We start from the raw sequence: 18487 nt of genomic DNA, 5'->3' as shown, positions 1-18487 counted from the left end.
ATCCGCGCGCTCCACCGCTGGCGACGATCTCCCGCCACGATCAATCTGACCGCACCCCACAACGCGGCCCCGCCGCATCGGTCAAGGACGATCGCCATGCCCCTCCATCCCATCTGCACGCTGCTGTTGCTGCTGCCTACCGTCGCCGACGCCGCCAGCCTCTACAAATGCGTCGCGCGCTCCGGTGCGGTTAGTTATCAGTCCGAACCCTGCGCCGCCGCCACCGCCCGGGTCTGGGAGGCCACACCGCAGCCGCCGCCCGACACGGCCGAATTGGCCCGCCGTCAGCAGGCCGAGCAGCGCGGCCAAGCCGATTCGCGCTATCTCTCGCGCCTGGCCGGCACCGACCGCCCCGGCGGCGCGCGCGCCTATGCGATCCGGCTCGGCGATGGCCGCGACTGCGATGTCGCGCGCGAACGCCGCGAACGAAAGCTCGCCGCCGTCGGCATGGAACGCGACTACGCGCTGGTCAGCGCGCTCAACGACGCGGTTTTCGAAGCCTGCAAATAGCCGGAGTGGCACGCCGGCCGGTCGTGACGTGACCGTGCGCACACCTCAGACGGAGTGCCCGGCGGCCGCTCGTCGGCGCCGGCCGCGAATACATGTTTTGCTAACGATTGATGCACTATTAGTGCGGGGTCGCAGCGGCATGGGGTGAGCCATGTTCCGTACGCCAGTATCGCCGGACCGTCGCGCCGGGCTAGCCACGACTGGGGGCTCCGTCGGTGCGCCGTATGGCCTGAATCTGGAGCCGCGCGCGTTCTTGATGAGCGCAGGCGCACCTGGGGCCGACCCGCCAGTGCGCTGCGGATGCCCGCCCGACCCATCGATGTCCCGCAAGCGCTGAACCCATCGCCACCGAACCGCCAGGACGCCGTTCGTTCACGAGGAGAAGGAAAGCCGCCCACACATCGTCGTTCCGTCGTCCACCGTTCGGCCCCTCCCGGCCGACGGCGCTTCGTCCGCTTCCCATCCTCAGGAGAACCGCATGAAACGATGCATATCGTTGGTGGCCGTCGTGCTGCTGTGCCTTAGTCCATTGGCGCTGGCGAAGACCAAGAACGAACCTGTGGCCGTCACCCCGGAGGGCCTGCTCAAGCGCATGGACCGCGACGGCGACGGCAAGCTCTCGTTCGAGGAATACCGCAATGCCATGATCCGCCGATTCGCCCAAGCCGACGCGGACCGCGACGGCGTGCTGCGCGGCGCCGAGATCCCAGCGCACCTGGTGCCTACCGCACGCGCGGAAAACCCGCAGCACGAGATCACCATGGACGCCTACGGCGACGCGCTGCGGCCGGTCTTCGACAGCTTCGATACCGATCGCGACGGCTACCTCGCCGGCGCCGAACTCGAAGCCCTGGCCCAGGCCCGCCGGGCCGCGAAGTGAAGGAGACGACCATGAAACGAATCGTCAGCAGCATCCTCGTCCTCGCCCTGGTCGTGCCCTCGTTGGGCCAGAGCGCCTACGCGGGCCAAACCGTGCGTTGCGAATCCGGCAACGGCCAGTACAAGAGTTGCCCGGTCGATACCCGCGGCGGCGTCACCCTGTCGCGCCAGCTCAGCTCTTCGGGCTGCTGGCAGAACGATACCTGGGGCTACGACCGCAACCGGGTATGGGTGACCAACGGTTGCCGCGCCGAGTTCAACGTCGGCGACTATCAGTCCTCCGGTCACGACAATTCCAACGCCGTCGCCGGCGCGGTGGTGGTGGGCCTGATCGGCGCCGCGATCCTGGCCAACAAGAACAAGAAGGACCGCGATCGCGACCGCTACGACGACGATCGCTACAACGGCGGCAACTACTACCAGCCCAGCAACACCGTGCGTTGCGAGTCCAACGACAACAACTACGTGCGCTGCCCGTTCTACGGCCGCGGCCACGTCGAGGTGCAGCGCCAGCTCAGCAAGACCTATTGCCAGTACGGCCAGAACTGGGGCGTCGAGCGCAACACGATCTGGGTCGACAACGGCTGCCGCGCAGATTTCGCGGTGTATTGAGTCCGCTCCGACCCGCGCCCACGACCGCCCGCCGCGGTCGCGGGCCGGGTCCTGTATGTTGGCGCCCATGCGCATCGCCATCTTCCTGCCGTTGATGCTGCTCCTGTCCGGCTGCGTCTCGACCTCGCCACCAGCGTCGCCACCAGCGCCGAGCGCCGCGGTCGCGCCGCGCCTGTCGCCCGCTAGCGACGCCGATGCGGCCGGCATGGTCGACGTGCGCGCATCGGTGCCGGATCTGGCCCTGGAAATCCGCTACGCCTCCGCCGACAACTTCGTCGGCCGTCCGGTCGAAGGCTACGTTGCGGCGCGCTGCTACCTGCTACGCCCGGTCGCGCAGGCCCTGCAACGGGTCGAGCGCATGCTACGCACCGAAGGCCTGCGTCTGAAGCTCTTCGATTGCTATCGCCCGGCCCGCGCGGTCGGCGACTTCGTGGCCTGGGCGGGCGACCTGCACGACCAATCCACCAAGGCCGCCTATTACCCCAGACTGGACAAGAGCGCCTTGCTCGGCGACTACATCTCGCCGACCTCCGGCCACAGCCGCGGCGCCACCTTGGACCTCACCCTGATGCGTTGCGGGTCGGCGAGCGATCCGGCCACCTGCACGCCCTTGGACATGGGCACGCCCTTCGATTACTTCGACGTCTCCGCGCATACCGATTGGCCCGGTGCCAGCCCCGCCCAGCGCGAACACCGCCAGCGCCTGCTGACCGCGATGGCGCGCGAAGGCTTCGTCAACTATCCGCTGGAGTGGTGGCACTACACCTACAAGCCCGAGCCCACGCCCGATACCGCCTACGACTTTCCGATCCGCTGAGCGCGGGCTGCGCTCAATCCCGCTTGCGGCCGAACGCCAGGTAGGCCAACACCGCGGTCAGCACCACCAGGGCGGTGACCACGATGGCGAAGCCGTGGCCGTGCTCCGACAGCGGCACGCCGCCCACGTTCATGCCGAACAGGCCCGCGATCAGGTTGACCGGCAGCGCCAGCACCGTTACCACGGTCAGCACGAACAGGCTGCGACCGGTCTGCTCGTTGACCAGCGCCGCCAGTTCTTCCTGGATCAGCTTGACGCGCTCGACCAGTGCAGCCGAGTCGCCGATCGCGGTGGAGAACTCCTCGGCGGCCTGCTGCAGGTCCTGCACGTCGTCGCGATCGACCCAGGCCGGTGGGCGGTTCAACAGCCGGAACAGCGCGGTCGGCTCCGGCGCCATCAGCCGCTGCAGGCGCACCAAGGAGCGCCGCAAGCTGCCCAACTCGGTGCGGTCGCTGGCGATGCGATTGGCCAGCAGGCGGTCTTCGATGCCGTCCACGCGCACGGTCGACTTGCGCAGGATATCGCTGAGCACGTTGGCCTGATCGCGCAACAGATGCGCGAGCAGTTCCACCGGCGAGCGGAACGGCTGCCCCGCACGTACCGCCGCGCGCAGCCGGTCGACCGATCGCAAGGGGCGCAGGCGCGCGCTGACGATCAGGCGCGGATTGATGCACAGGCTGGTGGTGCCGACCTCGGAGGCGTCGAAGCTGGATTCGAACAGCACGTCGTGGATCACCGCGATCAGGGCATCGTCGTCCTGCTCCAAACGGGTCGAACCGACCTGGCTGCCCAGCGACTCGAAGAAGGCCTCGGGCAGATCCAGCACGCGCCGCAGATAGCGCTCCGCGCCCTGATTGGAGAGCGAGAAATGCAGCCACAGGAACTCGCCGGTGGAGGCGACGCTTTGCGCGGCCAGGAACGCCGCGACCGCGTCGGTGCCGATGGCCTGCGCGGCCTGGCCGGGCGCGAACCGATAGCCCCAGATCAGTCCATCCTCATTGGAGCCGTAAGTAGCGTCGATCGAGCGCATCGTGCGTAGTCCGGGATTTGCCGAAAGCCTAGCGGAAGTTGGTGGCGGGCGATGCCTTTGGGCTTGCGGGCGGGCCCGCCGGGTCGTGGCCTCGGAGCGGCGGGCGGGTAGGGCGCGATAGGTAGCCAGCTTGCGGGGGTGAAGTGGAGCTCCGGATCGCCCCAGTCGGATGGCGCGATCCGATCCGGGAGTGCGGTCGGGCGGACCCGCGACCGCGGCAGTCGCCGGATCCGCGTCAGCCGCGCTTCGGCGGCAGGCCTAGTATTCTCTTCCGCGCGCTCCCGCATCGGCAGCGCCAGCACGCCCTCACCGCACCTCAGCACCGGTATCGCAAGCCATGGATCGAGAGCCAGAAGCCCCAGGCGGGGGGCATGCCCGCGTCGTCAATCAAGGCGAAGTGTTCTGGCTGCCACCCGATCCCACGAAAGGCTCGATCCCGGGCGCGCCGCATCCGCACGTGATCGTGCAGGACGATGTATTCAATCATTCGCGCATCGGCACGGTGGTGGTGTGCGCGCTGAGTTCCAACTTGAACCGTGCCAGCGAGCCCGGCAACCTGCTGCTGGACCCGGACGAGGGCGGGTTGAGTAAGCGCAGCGTGGTGGTGGTCTCGCAGGTATCGACGGTCTACAAGGCGCGACTGGGCGAACGCATCGGCAGCCTGTCGGGCGAACGCGTCGCCCAGATTCTGGCCGGGATGCGCTTCCTGCAGGCCTCGTTCTTCCGTCGCTGAACGGGCCGGTCCGCGCCGCCGGTCGCGCCCGGCCGGTATTCATCCAGTCCTAGTCGTCGCCTGTCGTTGTCGCGCTTGAACGCGCTGGCGACGCACGACGACAGTGGGCCTCGCCGATGAGGCGGGGAACGAAGGGACGAGATGAACAACATCACCACCGTGGGTCGCTGGATCGGGGCGAGCATGCTGCTCAGTTTCGCCTTAGGCATGTATTCGAACTTCAAACTGCAGACCGATCTGTTCGTCGGCGAGGGCCTGCTGGTGAATGCCGCGCAGCATCCGTATCGGATAGGCCTGATCGCGGTGATCGGCCTATGCACCAGCCTGCTGAAGCTATGGGTCGCGGCACTGGTGTCGGCGCACTTCCGCCGCAGCCACCCGGCGATCGTCACCTTCTATTTCGGGCTGGCGGCGGCCGCCCTGGCGATCTCCCTGATCGAATGTTCCACCCTGGTCGCGTTCGCCAGCCTGAGCGAGGCCTACACCGCCGCCGGTCCGCACGCGGGCGAACTGTTCCTGCCGGCCAAGAGCCTGCTGACCGGGTTGCGCAACAGCATCCACTTCATGGACGTGCTGATCGGCGGTGCGAGCGTACTGGTGTTTTTCGCGTTTCTTTACCGGGCGCGGCTGGTGCCGCGCGCGCTTGCGGTGGTCGGCATCGCGGCGGCGACGGCGCAGATGTTCTCCGTCGGTCGCCCTTTGTTCGGGCTGCCGGTGATCTATCCCTTGATCGCTCCCTTGGCCTTGGTCTACCTGACGTTGCTGTGCTGGCTGCTGGTCAAGGGCTTCCCCAAGGAGGCGAACGCGCAGCGCGCGGTCGATGGCTGACGGGCGGCGGTGGTCGGCGCGTCGTCGGCGCCGACCCGCCGCGATGCCTCAATCCAACTGCATACCCGGCTTCCATCCGCTCTTGGCCAGGAAGGCCTTGGCGTCTTCGAATTCGATGATCTCGCGCACCGCGGCCCGTTTGTCCTTGGCCTGACGGTAGTAGGCCTTGGCGATGCGATAGCCGACCCAGTAACCCAGGTCGCCCGGGCGCTCGGGCGTGCCCAGGCCGTTGTACAGCCAGGCCGAGCCTTCGGCTTTCTGGTCCTGGTCGGCGAGGAACGCGGTTTCCAGCGCCAGTTCCTTTCCGCGCGTCGCGGCGCGCAGATGGCTGTAACCGACCGAACCGGAGATCAGCTCGCCCACGAATTCGGCGCCGCCTTCGATCAGCGAGGCCTTGAGCACCGTGCTGTTGGAGTCCTCCACCTGCGCGGCCGGTTGCAGCACGTGCGCGTACTCGTGTGCGATCACGTAGACGAAGCGGTCCTCCAGATTGGGGTTGAGGACGTCCACCGCGCACAGAGACTCCAACCCAATCATCACCCCGCTGGCGTTGGCGGTGCCGACCGGCTTGCCGCGCCCGATCGCCAGGGTCACCGGAGGGAAACGCGTAGGCGGGTAGTACTGGCTGAGCTTGCCCAGCGCCGTGCCCAGCCGGGTCTCCACCGCGGGCAACACGTCCACGCAGCGCTTGGCGTTGGTGTACAGCGCGGGCCGCTCGGCGATCATGCCGGCGATGCGTTCGCCGGTGATCCTGCGCATCCGAGCGAACTCCAGCAAGCCAGGGCTGCCCTGATCCAGATAGTCGCGCTGCAGTTCTTCCGCGCTCGGCTTGCCGCCGGCGCGATCGTAGATCGCATAGAAGCGTTCGATATCGTCGACGCGTATTTCCGGGCCGCGCTGGGCCGGGACGGCGGCGGTGAGCAGGAGCAGGGATACGGTGGTCAGAAGCAGGCGTGTGGCTCGCATGGGGGCATTCCATTCGTCGTAGGCGGTTTGGAATCGGCTGGTCGTGCTGCGCCTGCATGGTAGCGCCGCACCGCCTCGGCGATAGCGGCCCGAGTAGGCCGGACGACGGTGAACTCAAGAGGCTTGACAGCCGAAGCGGAGGCGCTGCGACGGTGGCGTCCTGCTCCTTCGTCGATAGCGCCGTGCCTTTAGACTATGCCGCCCGCGGTCTTCGTCCGCTCCACGCAGTCTTCCCGAATGCCGCTCACCGCGCTCGCACGCCGTTATGCTTTATTCGTCCTGTCGCTCGCGTCGGGTCAGGCCCTGGCCCTGGATGCGGCGCCGACCCTGGATCAGGCCAATGCCGCCTTGCACGCGGCCTTGAGCGCGGAACGGGCCGGGCCCCAGGCGGCGGCGTCGCCGCTCGGCCGGGCCTTGCTGGAATCGCTGAAGTTCTCGCTCGTGCAAGGGTGTCAGTCGCTGGTCCCCGCGCAGACCGCCTGCATCGTCAAGATCGAAGCGCCGATGCGCGATGCGTATCAGGTCTTCGCCTTCGACCTGGACGGTGCGCACTGGCGGCTGGTCAAACGGTCCGATATCGAGGCTCCGCAACCGACCCTGGGCCGCGCGCAAGCGCTGCTGCGCGAACATTTGCAGGCGCTGGGCGCGCGCGAAACCGATGCCCGGCGCGCCGCCGAGTATCGTCGGTTCGCGCTCGCCCTCGAAGTCGCCGCGCTGGAGTCCTGCGATCTGGACCGCGACAGCGGCGCGGTCGAATGCGATGCGCAACTGCATACGCCCGGTGCCGGCGCAGGCTCCAAACGGGTGCGCTTCCAACTGCAGGGTTCGCAGTGGAGCTTATTGCCGGACTGAGGCCGCCAAGGCGCGGGACCCCGGCAGTCCGGGCGCTTAACCGATGCACTGCCCCGAGCGTCCAGCGTCGGTCGGAATCGGCGACCCCTGCTTCTCGACGTGGTAGTACAAGGACAGCACCTGCCACTGCGTGCCCACCTTGTAGAGCTGGACGCTGTTGACGCCGACGAAGTCCGGACGCGCCGCGTGCTTGTCGGCCCGGGATTCGACCACGCTGTAGGCCACCGCGAAACGATCGTAGGTGTGGACCACGCGCGCGACTTCGCATTCGTGGAAGCCTTGCTTGCGCACGCCCTGGAAGTTTTTCAGGAAATCGGCGGCGGACCAGCGCCGAACCACCGGCGCGCCGTCCTTGTAGCGGCCGCCGAAGACCACCGCATCGGCATGGAATAGCCGTTCCAGCGCGGTCAGATCCGCGCTGCCTCCGGCTTCATTGGACGAGGCGCGCCACAACGTCGACACGGCTTGCTCCGGCGTGGCCTCGGCAGCGCAAGCGCACCACGGCAGCAACAGGGCCGTCAGCAGAAGGCTACGCATAGGGATTCCGAATAGGGCATCGGCCCACAGTATCGCGTCGCGCCAGAGCGATCGGCCAGCCAGTCCCGCAGCGAGCGGCGCAGCGTTCAGGCGGCGGTTCGTGACCGTGCGTTGCGGGGGCCAGGGCGCCGCGGCTCAGGTCTGCTAGCCTGCGCTTATCAACCGGGGGGTGATGGATGCGAATCGGACTCGCATGCCTGTTGCTGGCGTTCGCTGGCACGGTCCAGGGCCAAAGCGTGCACAAGTGCGTCGGCAAGGGCGCCGCGGTCAGCTATCAAAGCGAGCCCTGCGCGCCCGCGCAGAAGGCGGTGAAGTCCTGGGACGCAACGCCGGCGCCGCCGCCCAGCAACGACGAATTGTGGCGGCGCCACTATCGGCGTAAACAAGGCGAGGCGGATTCGCGGTACTTATCGCGCCTGGCCGGCACCGACGGTTCGCGGGCCAGCGCCGCCTACGCACCGTCGCCGGCCGCAACCGACGCCTGCGCGGCGGCCAAGGCCCGACGCGAGGTCATCCTGCGTCAGCACAACGACGACGTAGGCTACGACGCGCGCCGGGCCTTGAACGATAGGGTGTACGACGCCTGCAAGTAGGCTGATGGGGGAGCGCGCGGCGAAGCGATCCGGCCGGCACCGCGCGCAGCGTCTTGGAGAGAATGAACCGATGCCACCGAATTCCAACGCGTTCGACCTGGTTCTGGCGTACCCGCAATGGCAGGGCTCCGGACGCCATCGCAACCTGGCTCGCGGTGCCGCAGCCGCCGCCGCGGTCTGCGCGCGCTTCGCGCCCCTGGAGCGGGTGCCGGTAAGCGCCGCCGAGGGCGACGCCCACGGCGTGCGGCGCTGGAATGCGATCCTCGAGCAGTTCCGCGACGCCCAGAACATCCTCGCGCGCTCGGGCGCCGAACGCGTGCTGACCGCCGGTGGCGACTGCGCCGTCGATATCGCGGTGATCGATCATCTGCATCGCATCCATCCGCAGCTCACCGTGATCTGGATCGATGCCCACCTCGATGCGAACACGCCCGAAACCTCGCCCAGCGGCAGCTTCCATGGCATGCCGGTCGCGGCCGTCCTTGGTCTCGCACCCGCGCCGATGCGGTCGCTAATGAGCGCGCCGCTCGATCCCGGGCGCTTGCGTTACTTCGGCATCCACGTCGGAGACGACGGCGACTGGGCGCTGCGGCGCGAACTGGACCTGCAGACCCTGGACCCTACGCAGCTTCCCAACGGGCCTGTGCACATCCACTTCGACCTCGACGTGCTCGAACCCAGCGAGTTTCCCTACCTGGCCTATACCGATGGCGATCTGCGCGTGGACGACGCGGTCGCCCTGGTGCGTCGCATCGCCGAGGCGTCGGATCTGGTCGGACTTACCCTGACCGAGTTCTCGCCCGCCGACGCGCTGGAAGCGGAGCAGGGCAGCAGGGTGATCGCGCGCCTGTGCGAGGCGGCCCTGCGCCGTTGAGGCCCTAACCGCGCACCGAACCGGTCGTATCGACCGCGGCGCGTCCGTTCCCGGCCCGCCCCGCAGCCAAGCGCCGACGCCTTTATGGAGACTTCCGCGGGCTAATGCGGACGCGACTGCCTTGGAGCGCAGGCACGGCACCCTTGCCTGCGCCATGACCGCCGTCAGTTGCGGGCTCAGCCGGATAGTGTTTACATCGAGTATCTTCATGTGAAGATATATTCGTCGACACGATCCTGACCGTCGGCAACCGACGAGCACATGCCTGTCGTCACCCGACATCGCCCCGAGGTCACCTTGAAACGCCTATTTCTCGACTCGAACGGACGCGTGCGCAACGGCTGGTGGATCCTGATCTTCGCCGCGCTGATGTTCGCCAGCCGTTTCGTCTACACCCCGGTGAGCCGGGTGCTGCAGGGCTGGGGCGCGCCGCAGGAGGCCCTGGAACCGCTGCGCTTCGTCTTCCTGCTGCTGGTCACCTGGATCTGCGTGCGTCTGCGCAAGGAGCCGCTGTCCAGCATCGGTTTCGTGTTGAATGCGCGCTGGGCCAGGGAGCTGGGCGTGGGTTCCTTGCTTGGCTTGACGACGGCCGTGCTTGCGGTCGCGATGATCTGGGCGGTCGGCGGCGTGCGGCTGGAACTGGACCCGGCGCGCAGCTTCGGCCTGCTGGCCTATGGCCTCTACATCTTCTTGTTCGTGGCCTTGTTCGAGGAAACCCTGTTCCGAGGCTTCGTATTCCAGCGACTGATCGCCGGCGCCGGCGTGTGGGTCGCGCAATTGGCCTTGGGCCTGCTGTTCGCGAGCAGTCACTGGGGCAACCCGGACATGCAGGGCGGCACCCTGGTCTGGGCGACGATCGAACTGTTCCTGGGCGCGGTCCTGCTGGGCCTGGCCTATCTGCGCACGCGCAGCCTGGCCATGCCCGTCGGCATCCACCTGGGTTGGAACTGGGCGCAGGGTTATCTGTTGGGCTTCGACGTCAGCGGCTTCGCGCACGCGGGCTGGTTCCATCCGCAACTGCTGGACCGGCCGCAGTGGGTCACCGGCGGCAGCTTCGGCCCCGAAGCCAGCATCTTCGCGGTCGTGGTCGATGTCCTGCTGATCGTGTTGCTGTGGCGGTGGAAAGGCTCGGCCGCATCGGCCCGCTCCACGACGCTGGGCGACGCGGCGTAGGCCGCCGACGGCACGCCGTCCGATTGAGTTCGTATCGCGTGCCGCGACGTTCGGCCGCGATCGGGCTCAGTGCGCGAACAGCACCGGACAGGGCGCATTGCTCAGAAGATGCCGGGTCGTACCGCCCAGGACCTGCTCGACCAGTCTCGAATGGCTGTACGCACCCGCGACGATCAGGTCCGCGCGGCTTTCGGCGGCGTGATGGACGATTTCGGCGCCCGCGCTGGCGTGCGCGGCCGAACGACGAACCCACCGGGTCCGCACGCCATGCCGGTCCAGATGATTCGACAGCAGCGCGTCCAAGGGGTTCGCCTTGGAAGAAGCTTCCTCGACGGTAAGCAAATCCACCGTGGCCATGCGACCCAGCCAGGGCAGGGCGTCGCTCAAAGCACGCGCGGACTCCTTCGACGCCTTCCATGCCACCACCGCGTGGCCGAACCCGACGGTGGCGGGCGTGGAGGCCTGTACGCTCAGCACGGGGCGCCCCGCACCCGCTGCGACCGCGGCGAACACGCGATGGCGCGTCTCCGTCTCGGAGTCGCCCATGCCCAGCACGGTAAGGTCGGCGTAGCGGGCATGCGCGGTCGCGATTTCTGCGGGGGTGGACCAGTAATCCTCGGACAGGCGGATATCGTAGGGCACGCCTTCATCGCGCAGGCATAGGTCGGCGGCTTCGGCCATGCGTTGCGTGGTGGCCAGTGCGTAATCGCGCATGCTTTCGTAGACGCCAGCGGGGTAGTAGTCCCAGGCTTGCGCGACGGGCGCGATCTGGCTGACGCCGACCAGGGCGATGACCCGGCCCTGCCAGGCCTTGGCGATCGCGCAGGTCGCTTTCAGCACCGGCGAAGCCAGGTCGCCCATCAGCAGGGGAAGGAGAAAGTCTTTGTACATGGCGGGTGCTCGCAAGGGCCATGTCGTGAGCCTGGCAGGAAGCGGATCGGGGGTATTGACCCGGATCAAGCCAAGTCCACGCCAGCGCTCACGCCAGCAAGGTCATGTCGAGCACGGCGCGGCCTTCCACCTCGCCCCTGCGTAGCCGGTCCAGCGCCGCATTGATCTGGTCCAGGGAGTAAGGCTCGGTCATCGCCCGGACTTTGCCGTTGGCGGCCATCGCCATCGCTTCGCTCAGATCCTGGCGATTACCGACGATGGAGCCGCGCAGGGTGATGCGCTTGAGGACGACCTCGAAGATGGGCGTCGGAAAATCCCCGGGAGGCAGACCCACCAGGCAGACCGTGCCCTTGCGCCGAACCATGCCCAGGGCCTGAGCGAACGCGGCCGGCGACACCGCGGTGACCAAAACCCCGTGCGCGCCACCGCCGGTGCCCAGGCGTATGTCCTCCAGCGCGCGGCCGTCGTTGGCGTTGACCACGATCTCCGCGCCCAGCGAACGCGCCAGCTCCAGTTTGGCGTCGCTCACGTCGATGGCCGCCACGCGCAAACCCATGGCATGGGCGTATTGGATCGCCAGATGGCCCAGTCCGCCGATGCCGGAGATGGCGATCCATTCGCCGGCCCGTACCTCGGTTTCGCGGATGCCCTTGTAGCTGGTGACGCCAGCGCAAAGGATCGGCGCGAGCGCGAAGAAATCGCAATCGTGCGGCAGCCGGACGACGTAGGCCGCATTGGCGATCGTGTATTCGGCGAAGGTTCCGTCGACGCCGTAGCCGCTGTTGTGCTGTCGCTCGCACAGGGTCTCCCAGCCGGTGATGCAGTACTCGCAGTGGCCGCAAGCGTCGTGCAGCCAGGCGATACCGACCGCGTCGCCGACTTGCAGCTGACTCACGCCGAAGCCGAGCTCGGCGACCACGCCGGTACCCTCGTGGCCGGGAATGAACGGCAGCGCGGGCTTGATCGGCCAGTCCCCGTCCATCGCGTGCAGATCGGTGTGGCAGATGCCGCTGGCGTGTATCTTGACCAGCACCTCGCCAGGACCCGGAGCGGGAATCGGCCGGCGCTCGATGACCAGCGGCTCGCCCGAGCGCTGCGCCACTGCCGCTCTCATGCTGCCCTTCATGACGGGATCCTGGATGGAGAACGGCCCTAGACTCTAAGCCGGGCGCGCGCACGCACCTTGATCCAGATCAAGTCGATCGAGCCTCGCGGGCAGGCGCAACCGGCGCTTGCGAGCGGGCCGGGATCGGACCATGCTCCCGGCATCGGTTTCCGCGAAAGTTGCGATCTCTATGCCACCCGAAGCCACCGACGCGAGGTCTTCGACGCGGCCAGCTCCAAGCCTGCTGGTGATCGACGACGACGCCGACATCGTCGCGTTGCTGTCGCGTTATTTCGGCGCGAACGGCTACAAGGTGGTCGGCGCCGCGAGCGCCGCGCAAGCGCGCGCGTTGATCCGCTCGCAAGTCATCGATCTGGTCCTGTTGGATCTGGGTTTGCCCGACGAGGACGGCCTCTCCTTGCTGCGCCACCTGCAGACGCAGTGGCGCGGGCCGATCATCGTCGTCAGCGGGCGCGGCGAGGCGGTGGAACGCGTCGTCGGGCTGGAACTCGGCGCCGACGACTATGTGACCAAACCCTTCGACTTGCGCGAACTGCTGGCACGAACGCGCTCGGTGATGCGCCGGGCCGTGGCCTCCCTGCCGGCGCCCGCGACCAACGGTCTGGCCTTCGAGGGCTTCAAGCTCGACCTGCTGGCGCGCCGTCTGGTGGATGCCACCGGCGAGGAAGTGCCCCTGACCACCGGCGAGTTCGAACTCCTCAAGGCCCTGCTGGAGCATCCGCGCGAGGTCCTCAGCCGCGATCAATTGATGACCAGCGTGCACGGCCGCCAGGCCGGTCCGTTCGATCGGACCATCGACGTGGGCATCGGCAGGCTGCGGCGCAAGATAGAGCGCGACCCCAGCGAGCCGAAGCTGATCAAGTCGGTCAGGGGTGCCGGTTATCTGTTCGCGGCGGAGGTGCGTGGCGCATGAACGGCGATAGCACGTTTCCCGGACTGTTCGAGGCGGTGCCGGACGCGCTGGTGGTGGTGGATCGCAGCGGGCGGATCGTGCAGGCCAATGGCCAGGCCGAACGCCTGTTCGGCTACCCGCCGGGTGGGCTGAATCAGATCTCCATCGAACAGCTCATTCCCGAATCGGCCCGCGAGCGGCACCGCAGTCACCGCGCGCACTACATGGATCGACCGCACGTGCGTCCAATGGGGGTGTCCGGACAAAGCCTGATCGGTCAACGCCTGGATGGGCGCCGGTTTCCGGTCGAGATCGCCCTGAGCCCGATCGAGGGCGATCAGGGGCCGCGCTATCTGGCCTCGGTGCGCGACATTTCCGAATCGCAGCGAGCGCGCCAGGCCCTGGTTCGCGCACGCTACGACGCCTTGGCTGCGCGGATCGGCCAACTCGCGCTCGAGGCGCAGGACGAATCGGGCGTGGTCGACCACGTGCCAGGCTTGCTGGCCGCGGCTTTGGATGCGCCTGTCGTCGCCATCGTGTTCGTGTCCAGCGATCGGCAGAACGTGGAGACCCGCGCCTCGGTCGGCCTGGACTTCTCGATCGCCGGTTCGCAATCGCCCGCCGGGCTGGACGAAGCGGCGCTATTGGCCCGCATAGAGACGGGCGACACCCTGGTCGTCGACGACTTGGCGTGCGATTCCAGCCCGGCCGAGGGATTCCCGGTGAGCGCGCCGCGGTCGGGAAGCGGCGTGCTGCTGCCGTTGTCGGATCGCGGCAGGCCCATGGGGGCGCTCTTGGTCGTGTCGGCGAAGGCGCGGCACTTCGATCACGACGCCTTGCACCTGCTGCAGTCGGTGGCCGACCTGATCGCGGCGTTCGTGCAGCGGCGCCGGACCGAGGAGCAACTGGCCCATTCCCAGCGGCTAGATGCGATCGGCCAGTTGACGGGCGGTATCGCACATGACTTCAACAATTTGCTGACCGTCATGTCCGGCAGTCTGCAGCTGTTGGAAATGGAGTGCCAGGACAAGCCAGAGGCCAGCGAGCTCATCGCCAGCGCCTTGCGCTCGGTGAGCCGCGGCGCCGAGTTGACCGGCAAGCTGCTGGCGTTCGCGCGCCGACAGCGCCTGCTGCCGCGACCGGTCGATACGCCAGCGTTGCTGCGCGACGTCGAATCGATGCTGAAGCGAACGCTCGGCGATAGCATTCGCCTGCAGGTGCTATGCGACGACGCACTGCCGCCGGCCTATGTCGACCCCACCCAGTTGGATGCGGCGCTACTCAACCTGGCGCTCAACGCCCGCGACGCGATGCCCAATGGAGGCGAAATCACCATCGAGGCACGTTCGCATCGGGCGGGCGATCCGACGCGCGCGGGCGATCTCATGGCCGGTCCCTACGTTCGCATCGGCGTGGCCGATACCGGCCGCGGCATGGCGCCCGAGACGCTGGCCCGGGCGATGGAACCGTTTTTCACGACGAAGGAAGCCGGGCGGGGCAGTGGTCTGGGCCTGAGCATGGTCTACGGTTTCGCCAAACAAAGCGGTGGCCATCTGCGTATCGACAGCACGCTGGGCTATGGCACACAGGTGGAGCTGTTCCTGCCTGCCTCGCAGACCCGCGCGCCCGCGCCCGCCCAGGTCGACGGCAAGCGCCAGGAAGGGGGCGGCGAAACCGTGCTGGTGGTCGAGGACGATGCGGCCGTGCGCAATATCACGGTCGCTTTCCTGCGCTCATCGGGGTACCAGGTGATCGCGGTGGGATCGGCCGAGGAGGCCTTGCTGCGATTGGCCGATAGCGGGCCGATCGCCTTGCTCTTCAGCGACGTGATGTTGGGCGAGGGCATGAACGGCAAGGAGCTGGCGACGGTCGTGCGACGCATGTCGCCAGCTATTCCGGTGCTGCTGACGTCCGGCTATGAGACCTTTGCCGATGCCGGCCAGGACGAGGCGGCGGAGACTTTCGAGTTGCTGCGCAAGCCCTACCGGCGCGAGGACCTGACGGCTGCGGTTGCGCGTGCCTTGTACCGGCCGGGATAAGCGTCGCGGCGATTTAATGATAGGCGACGCTTTCACTCAGGATGCTCCGCAATCCCTTGCGGTCCAGCATGTGTATTTCGCGACCGGCCACGGCGATCAGTCCGCGCGCTTGCAGGCGCGAGAGCACGCGGGTAACGGTTTCCAGCGTCAGAGAAAGGAAATTGCCCAATTCGGCCCGCGTCATCCGCAGTTGCAGATGATTGGGGCTGAAGCCCTGGCGTTCCAGGCGCGAGGCCAGATCGAACAGGAAGGTGATCACGCGCTGGTCGGCCCCTAGCGTGCCCAGTACCAGCATCCAGTTCCAGTCGCGGCGTATTTCGCCCGCCAGCAGCGCGGTGATGCGCTCCTGGAACTGCGGCATCCGGTCGCGCAGCTGCGCGTACGGAAGCTCCCAGATCTCGCCCGTGTCCAAGGCCGTCGCATCGCAAGCGTGAGTCGGCATGTCCAGCGAATCCAGGCCGAGCAGGTCGCCGCGCATGCGGAAGCCGGTGATCTTCTCGCGCCCGTCCTCGCTGATCACCGCGGTCTTGAAGATTCCCGAGTGAATCAGGTACAGAGCATGCCGCGCCTGACCGGCGCGGAACACGTGTTGCTTGGCGTGAACGCAGCGACGCTGGAGCGGCCAGGCCTGCAACAACTGCTCGAGGCTGCAGGTTTCATCGGTACGGGTCGGCGTGAACAGATGCTCGGACGGGGCGGGAACGAGCCCGCTAGGGGAGACGTGATCGAGCAACATGGCGGCGCTCCGGCGACGAGTTGAGACTGAGCCTAGGCCTGTGGAAGCGGCGGATGATTCGAAAGCGGTAACCGTCGGTAACGGTTTGTAACAGGCGTTCCCCGCGATGGGCGCTGGCGTCGGGTTGATCCGCGTCAATGCCGGTCCCCTGGCGCCCGGCACAGTGGCGTGAATACAGCGCGGTGGCTGCCGCTAGGAAATACCGTGAGCCGTACAACGCGATTCAGCGACCCGAGCGCCGTCGACCTATGGGATGCCCGCTTCCGCTGGCGCAGCGGCGGCCAGCTTCGCGACCGTACCATCGATGCGACCTGGCAGCGCATCGCTGGCGCTCTGACCGAGTCGAAGGGCGAGGAGCGGGTGTACTGGCGCAGCCGCTACGCGTTCGCGTTCGGGAAGTGGCAGATACTCCCGGACCCCCGCCTTCTGCGCAACGCGGGAACCGATGAGCCGGTACCGCTATTGCTCGATCCTGTCGCCGTGGTGAATGCGGGCGTCTTCGTATCCGATCCGCATACCGACTCGGCGCGCTTCGATCACCCGCGTTTCAGCGCGGCCGCGGCGGTCGCGGTACGCATGCTGGACGATGCGGTGATGGAATTCGGCGTGGAAGATGCGCTGCCCATGCGTCTGGGCGTGGGCATGGTCGGATTGGGCGATGCGCTCGATGCCCTGGGTGTGGTCTACGGCTCGAGCCGCTCGCCCGCGGTGGCGGGGGGCATAGCGCAGAGCCTGGCCATGGGCTGCCTGCAGGGCTCGTTGATCCTGGCGGACGAACGTGGAGGTGGGCGCGACGAGGGCGACTACGGTTTGTCCGCGCTGTGGAAGCATCGGGCGCTGTCGGGATCGATGGCCGATGCGGTGCCGCACAATCATCGCCATGCCTGCCTGACCCGCATCGGCAGACAGCCCGAACTCGCTCGTCTGGCCAATGGAGCGAGCGATGCGCTGGAACCGAAGGTGGGCGTGCCGATATCGTCTGTCGACGAGCGGACGCTGAGCGTGGATGCGGCACGACGCATGATCCGCAACGCCGTCCAACCCTGGGTGGACAGCCTGCTAGACCCGGCAGCGCCGTACGCCTCGGTCCGCAGCGAGGTCTGATCGACCCCGCAGGCGCACGCACCGTGCGCCATCGCTCATCCGACGTTGCTTAGAGGTCCGGCGGATGCGCCCAAATGGATCATGGCCGCGCCGTCATCGACACCGCAGTGCGCTAGCGTCGTGGCGATCTCGCAACGGCGCAGCCGCAATGCCTCGAGAAAACGGTCGTAGCGATCGAAGAACCGTTGCCACGCCGCTCCGGGGTCGGTGCAGGCTTCGGACCCCAGCTCGACGTAGCGCGCCTGTAGATCGCCGAAGCGCAGATCGAGCTCGCGCACGACCTCATGCATGAGTGCACGCTGCTGCCGCAGCATCGGCCCTTCGCCCGAAATGGCCTGATGGCGCAGGGACTCGATGCTGGCCGAGGCGCGGGCCAGCGCGCAACGGGCGTGCCCGCGCAGCCGCGTCGGATCTCCCATCAGAGGATGGTCCATCGGATACACGATATGGCGCGCCATGTCAGTGTCCGAAGAAGACGGGAAGGTCGGCGCCTATCAGCAATTCCCGGGTCGTGCCGCCCAGCACCCACTCGCGCAGGCGGGAATGTCCGTAGCCGCCCGCGATCAGGGCCTGCGAGCCGGCCTCGTGCGCGTACCGCAAAATCGAAGTGGCCACGCTCTGATCCAGACAGGGGCGCACGATGCGGTGGGCATCGATGCCATGGCGGATGAGATGTCGCACGATGCGCTCGCCGGACTGCTGAGGGTCCGGCGAGCCGTCCTCGTCGATCGTCAGCACATCCACGCGTTCGGCCTGCTCCAGCAAGGGCAGGGCATCGTGTACGGCGCGGCTGGTCTGGCGGGTGGGTTGCCAAGCGATCGCGAAGCGCCGCATGGGTGCGGGTGCCGAACGCGGAGGAACCACCAGTACCGGCCGTCCTGACTCGAGCAGCAGGTCGACGAAATAGGCGTGCGGTATGACGGAATCCGCGTTGTCGCCGACCGCGCCGGCGACGATCGTCAGATCGGCGTCGTAGGCGTGCCTGGCCGCGGATCTGGACGCTTCCGAGTACAAGGCTTCGATCAGCCGGGCTTCGGACGAGACGGACTCGACCGCGAGCCGCGCTTGGAGTCGCGCCAGGTTCTTCGCCCCGCGCTCGCGCAGGATCGCATGGGCTTCGTACATCGTCGCGTCCGGCATCAATCCCCAGGGATGCGTCAGCGGCATCGGCAGGTCGACCATCTCCAGAACCGTCAAATGTGCGCCATGCGACTTCGCCAGCGCTATCGCCAAGGCCAGAGCATCCTCGTCCGCGCCGGTGCCCGTCATCGGGATCATCAGATCCTTGTACATAA

General features: G+C 67.5%; 21 protein-coding genes. 13 read left to right on the top strand and 8 right to left on the bottom strand.

Features of this window, described 5'->3' with window-relative positions:
• The first annotated feature begins 96 nt into the window (after nucleotides 1-96).
• From ASE43_RS02545 to ASE43_RS02530, 4 genes are all read left to right on the top strand, one after another.
• The gene (locus ASE43_RS02545; protein ID WP_056174795.1) at nucleotides 97-510 is read left to right on the top strand and encodes a DUF4124 domain-containing protein; all 414 of its coding nucleotides are present in this window, start codon (nucleotides 97-99) and stop codon (nucleotides 508-510) included.
• A gap of 478 nt (nucleotides 511-988) precedes the next feature.
• Nucleotides 989-1390 (top strand): EF-hand domain-containing protein, encoded by a 402-nt coding sequence (locus ASE43_RS02540; protein WP_082576281.1) that lies wholly within the window; start codon nucleotides 989-991, stop codon nucleotides 1388-1390.
• Between the two features lie 11 nt (nucleotides 1391-1401).
• Entirely contained in the window at nucleotides 1402-2001 is a 600-nt protein-coding gene (locus tag ASE43_RS02535) for a DUF3011 domain-containing protein (protein ID WP_056174791.1), read from the top strand.
• 94 nt (nucleotides 2002-2095) lie between these two features.
• Complete coding sequence (locus ASE43_RS02530) at nucleotides 2096-2818, top strand: M15 family metallopeptidase (RefSeq protein WP_057159845.1); 723 nt, start codon at nucleotides 2096-2098, stop codon at nucleotides 2816-2818.
• Between the two features lie 13 nt (nucleotides 2819-2831).
• Here ASE43_RS02530 and ASE43_RS02525 read toward each other — a convergent pair whose 3' ends face one another.
• Complete coding sequence (locus ASE43_RS02525) at nucleotides 2832-3848, bottom strand: transporter (RefSeq protein WP_057159359.1); 1017 nt, start codon at nucleotides 3846-3848, stop codon at nucleotides 2832-2834.
• Between the two features lie 337 nt (nucleotides 3849-4185).
• Between ASE43_RS02525 and ASE43_RS02520 the strand changes: the two genes are divergently transcribed.
• Both ASE43_RS02520 and ASE43_RS02515 read left to right on the top strand, forming a co-directional pair.
• A complete protein-coding gene (locus ASE43_RS02520) occupies nucleotides 4186-4581 on the top strand; it encodes a type II toxin-antitoxin system PemK/MazF family toxin (RefSeq protein ID WP_057159358.1) in 396 nt (131 codons plus the stop codon).
• Nucleotides 4582-4722: 141 nt separating this feature from the next.
• Nucleotides 4723-5409: a DUF4386 family protein gene (locus ASE43_RS02515; RefSeq protein WP_057159357.1), complete on the top strand. Its 687-nt coding sequence runs from the start codon at nucleotides 4723-4725 to the stop codon at nucleotides 5407-5409.
• Between the two features lie 48 nt (nucleotides 5410-5457).
• Here ASE43_RS02515 and ASE43_RS02510 read toward each other — a convergent pair whose 3' ends face one another.
• Nucleotides 5458-6375: a DUF2268 domain-containing putative Zn-dependent protease gene (locus tag ASE43_RS02510; protein ID WP_057159356.1), complete on the bottom strand. Its 918-nt coding sequence runs from the start codon at nucleotides 6373-6375 to the stop codon at nucleotides 5458-5460.
• A 237-nt stretch (nucleotides 6376-6612) separates the two neighbouring features.
• Between ASE43_RS02510 and ASE43_RS02505 the strand changes: the two genes are divergently transcribed.
• Nucleotides 6613-7227 carry a hypothetical protein gene (locus ASE43_RS02505; protein WP_057159355.1) on the top strand — a complete coding sequence of 205 codons (615 nt, stop codon included), beginning with the start codon at nucleotides 6613-6615 and terminating at the stop codon, nucleotides 7225-7227.
• Nucleotides 7228-7263: 36 nt separating this feature from the next.
• Here the strand turns inward: ASE43_RS02505 and ASE43_RS02500 are convergent, their stop codons facing one another.
• Nucleotides 7264-7764: a hypothetical protein gene (locus ASE43_RS02500; protein WP_057159354.1), complete on the bottom strand. Its 501-nt coding sequence runs from the start codon at nucleotides 7762-7764 to the stop codon at nucleotides 7264-7266.
• Between the two features lie 176 nt (nucleotides 7765-7940).
• Here ASE43_RS02500 and ASE43_RS02495 point away from each other — a divergent pair, with 176 nt between their 5' ends.
• From ASE43_RS02495 to ASE43_RS02485, 3 genes are all read left to right on the top strand, one after another.
• Nucleotides 7941-8357 (top strand): DUF4124 domain-containing protein, encoded by a 417-nt coding sequence (locus ASE43_RS02495; RefSeq protein WP_157499631.1) that lies wholly within the window; start codon nucleotides 7941-7943, stop codon nucleotides 8355-8357.
• Between the two features lie 70 nt (nucleotides 8358-8427).
• Nucleotides 8428-9231: an arginase family protein gene (locus ASE43_RS02490; protein WP_057159352.1), complete on the top strand. Its 804-nt coding sequence runs from the start codon at nucleotides 8428-8430 to the stop codon at nucleotides 9229-9231.
• Nucleotides 9232-9528: 297 nt separating this feature from the next.
• Nucleotides 9529-10404: a CPBP family intramembrane glutamic endopeptidase gene (locus ASE43_RS02485; RefSeq protein ID WP_235568629.1), complete on the top strand. Its 876-nt coding sequence runs from the start codon at nucleotides 9529-9531 to the stop codon at nucleotides 10402-10404.
• A 66-nt stretch (nucleotides 10405-10470) separates the two neighbouring features.
• Here the strand turns inward: ASE43_RS02485 and ASE43_RS02480 are convergent, their stop codons facing one another.
• Nucleotides 10471-11364, bottom strand: coding sequence for a universal stress protein (locus ASE43_RS02480; protein WP_157499630.1), 894 nt, complete (start codon nucleotides 11362-11364; stop codon nucleotides 10471-10473).
• 19 nt (nucleotides 11365-11383) lie between these two features.
• Nucleotides 11384-12421 (bottom strand): alcohol dehydrogenase AdhP, encoded by a 1038-nt coding sequence (gene adhP, locus ASE43_RS02475; RefSeq protein ID WP_057159349.1) that lies wholly within the window; start codon nucleotides 12419-12421, stop codon nucleotides 11384-11386.
• A 226-nt stretch (nucleotides 12422-12647) separates the two neighbouring features.
• Here adhP and ASE43_RS02470 point away from each other — a divergent pair, with 226 nt between their 5' ends.
• Nucleotides 12648-13334, top strand: a complete 687-nt coding sequence (locus ASE43_RS02470; protein WP_235568628.1) for a winged helix-turn-helix domain-containing protein — start codon at nucleotides 12648-12650, stop codon at nucleotides 13332-13334.
• Nucleotides 13331-15352 (top strand): PAS domain S-box protein, encoded by a 2022-nt coding sequence (locus ASE43_RS02465; protein ID WP_057159347.1) that lies wholly within the window; start codon nucleotides 13331-13333, stop codon nucleotides 15350-15352. Before ASE43_RS02470 ends, ASE43_RS02465 begins: the two co-directional genes overlap by 4 nt.
• Nucleotides 15353-15365: 13 nt before the next feature.
• On the opposite strand, the gene ASE43_RS02460 is transcribed toward ASE43_RS02465, so the two are convergent.
• Nucleotides 15366-16088, bottom strand: a complete 723-nt coding sequence (locus ASE43_RS02460) for a helix-turn-helix domain-containing protein (RefSeq protein WP_056174757.1) — start codon at nucleotides 16086-16088, stop codon at nucleotides 15366-15368.
• 204 nt (nucleotides 16089-16292) lie between these two features.
• On the opposite strand from ASE43_RS02460, the gene ASE43_RS02455 reads away from it, so the two are divergent.
• A complete protein-coding gene (locus ASE43_RS02455; protein ID WP_057159345.1) occupies nucleotides 16293-17192 on the top strand; it encodes a hypothetical protein in 900 nt (299 codons plus the stop codon).
• A gap of 35 nt (nucleotides 17193-17227) precedes the next feature.
• Here the strand turns inward: ASE43_RS02455 and ASE43_RS02450 are convergent, their stop codons facing one another.
• Together ASE43_RS02450 and ASE43_RS02445 are read right to left on the bottom strand one after the other, a co-directional pair.
• On the bottom strand, nucleotides 17228-17650 hold the full coding sequence (locus tag ASE43_RS02450) for a hypothetical protein (RefSeq protein WP_057159344.1): 423 nt from the start codon (nucleotides 17648-17650) through the stop codon (nucleotides 17228-17230).
• 1 nt (nucleotide 17651) lies between these two features.
• Entirely contained in the window at nucleotides 17652-18485 is an 834-nt protein-coding gene (locus ASE43_RS02445) for a universal stress protein (protein ID WP_057159343.1), read from the bottom strand.
• Nucleotides 18486-18487 lie beyond the last annotated feature (2 nt).

The sequence above is a fragment of the Lysobacter sp. Root983 genome, from assembly GCF_001429345.1.
In the GTDB taxonomy this organism is placed as follows: Bacteria; Pseudomonadota; Gammaproteobacteria; order Xanthomonadales; family Xanthomonadaceae; genus Lysobacter.
Note: the sequence above shows the minus strand (reverse complement) of the source record. Positions and strands in the feature narration are given on the sequence as shown.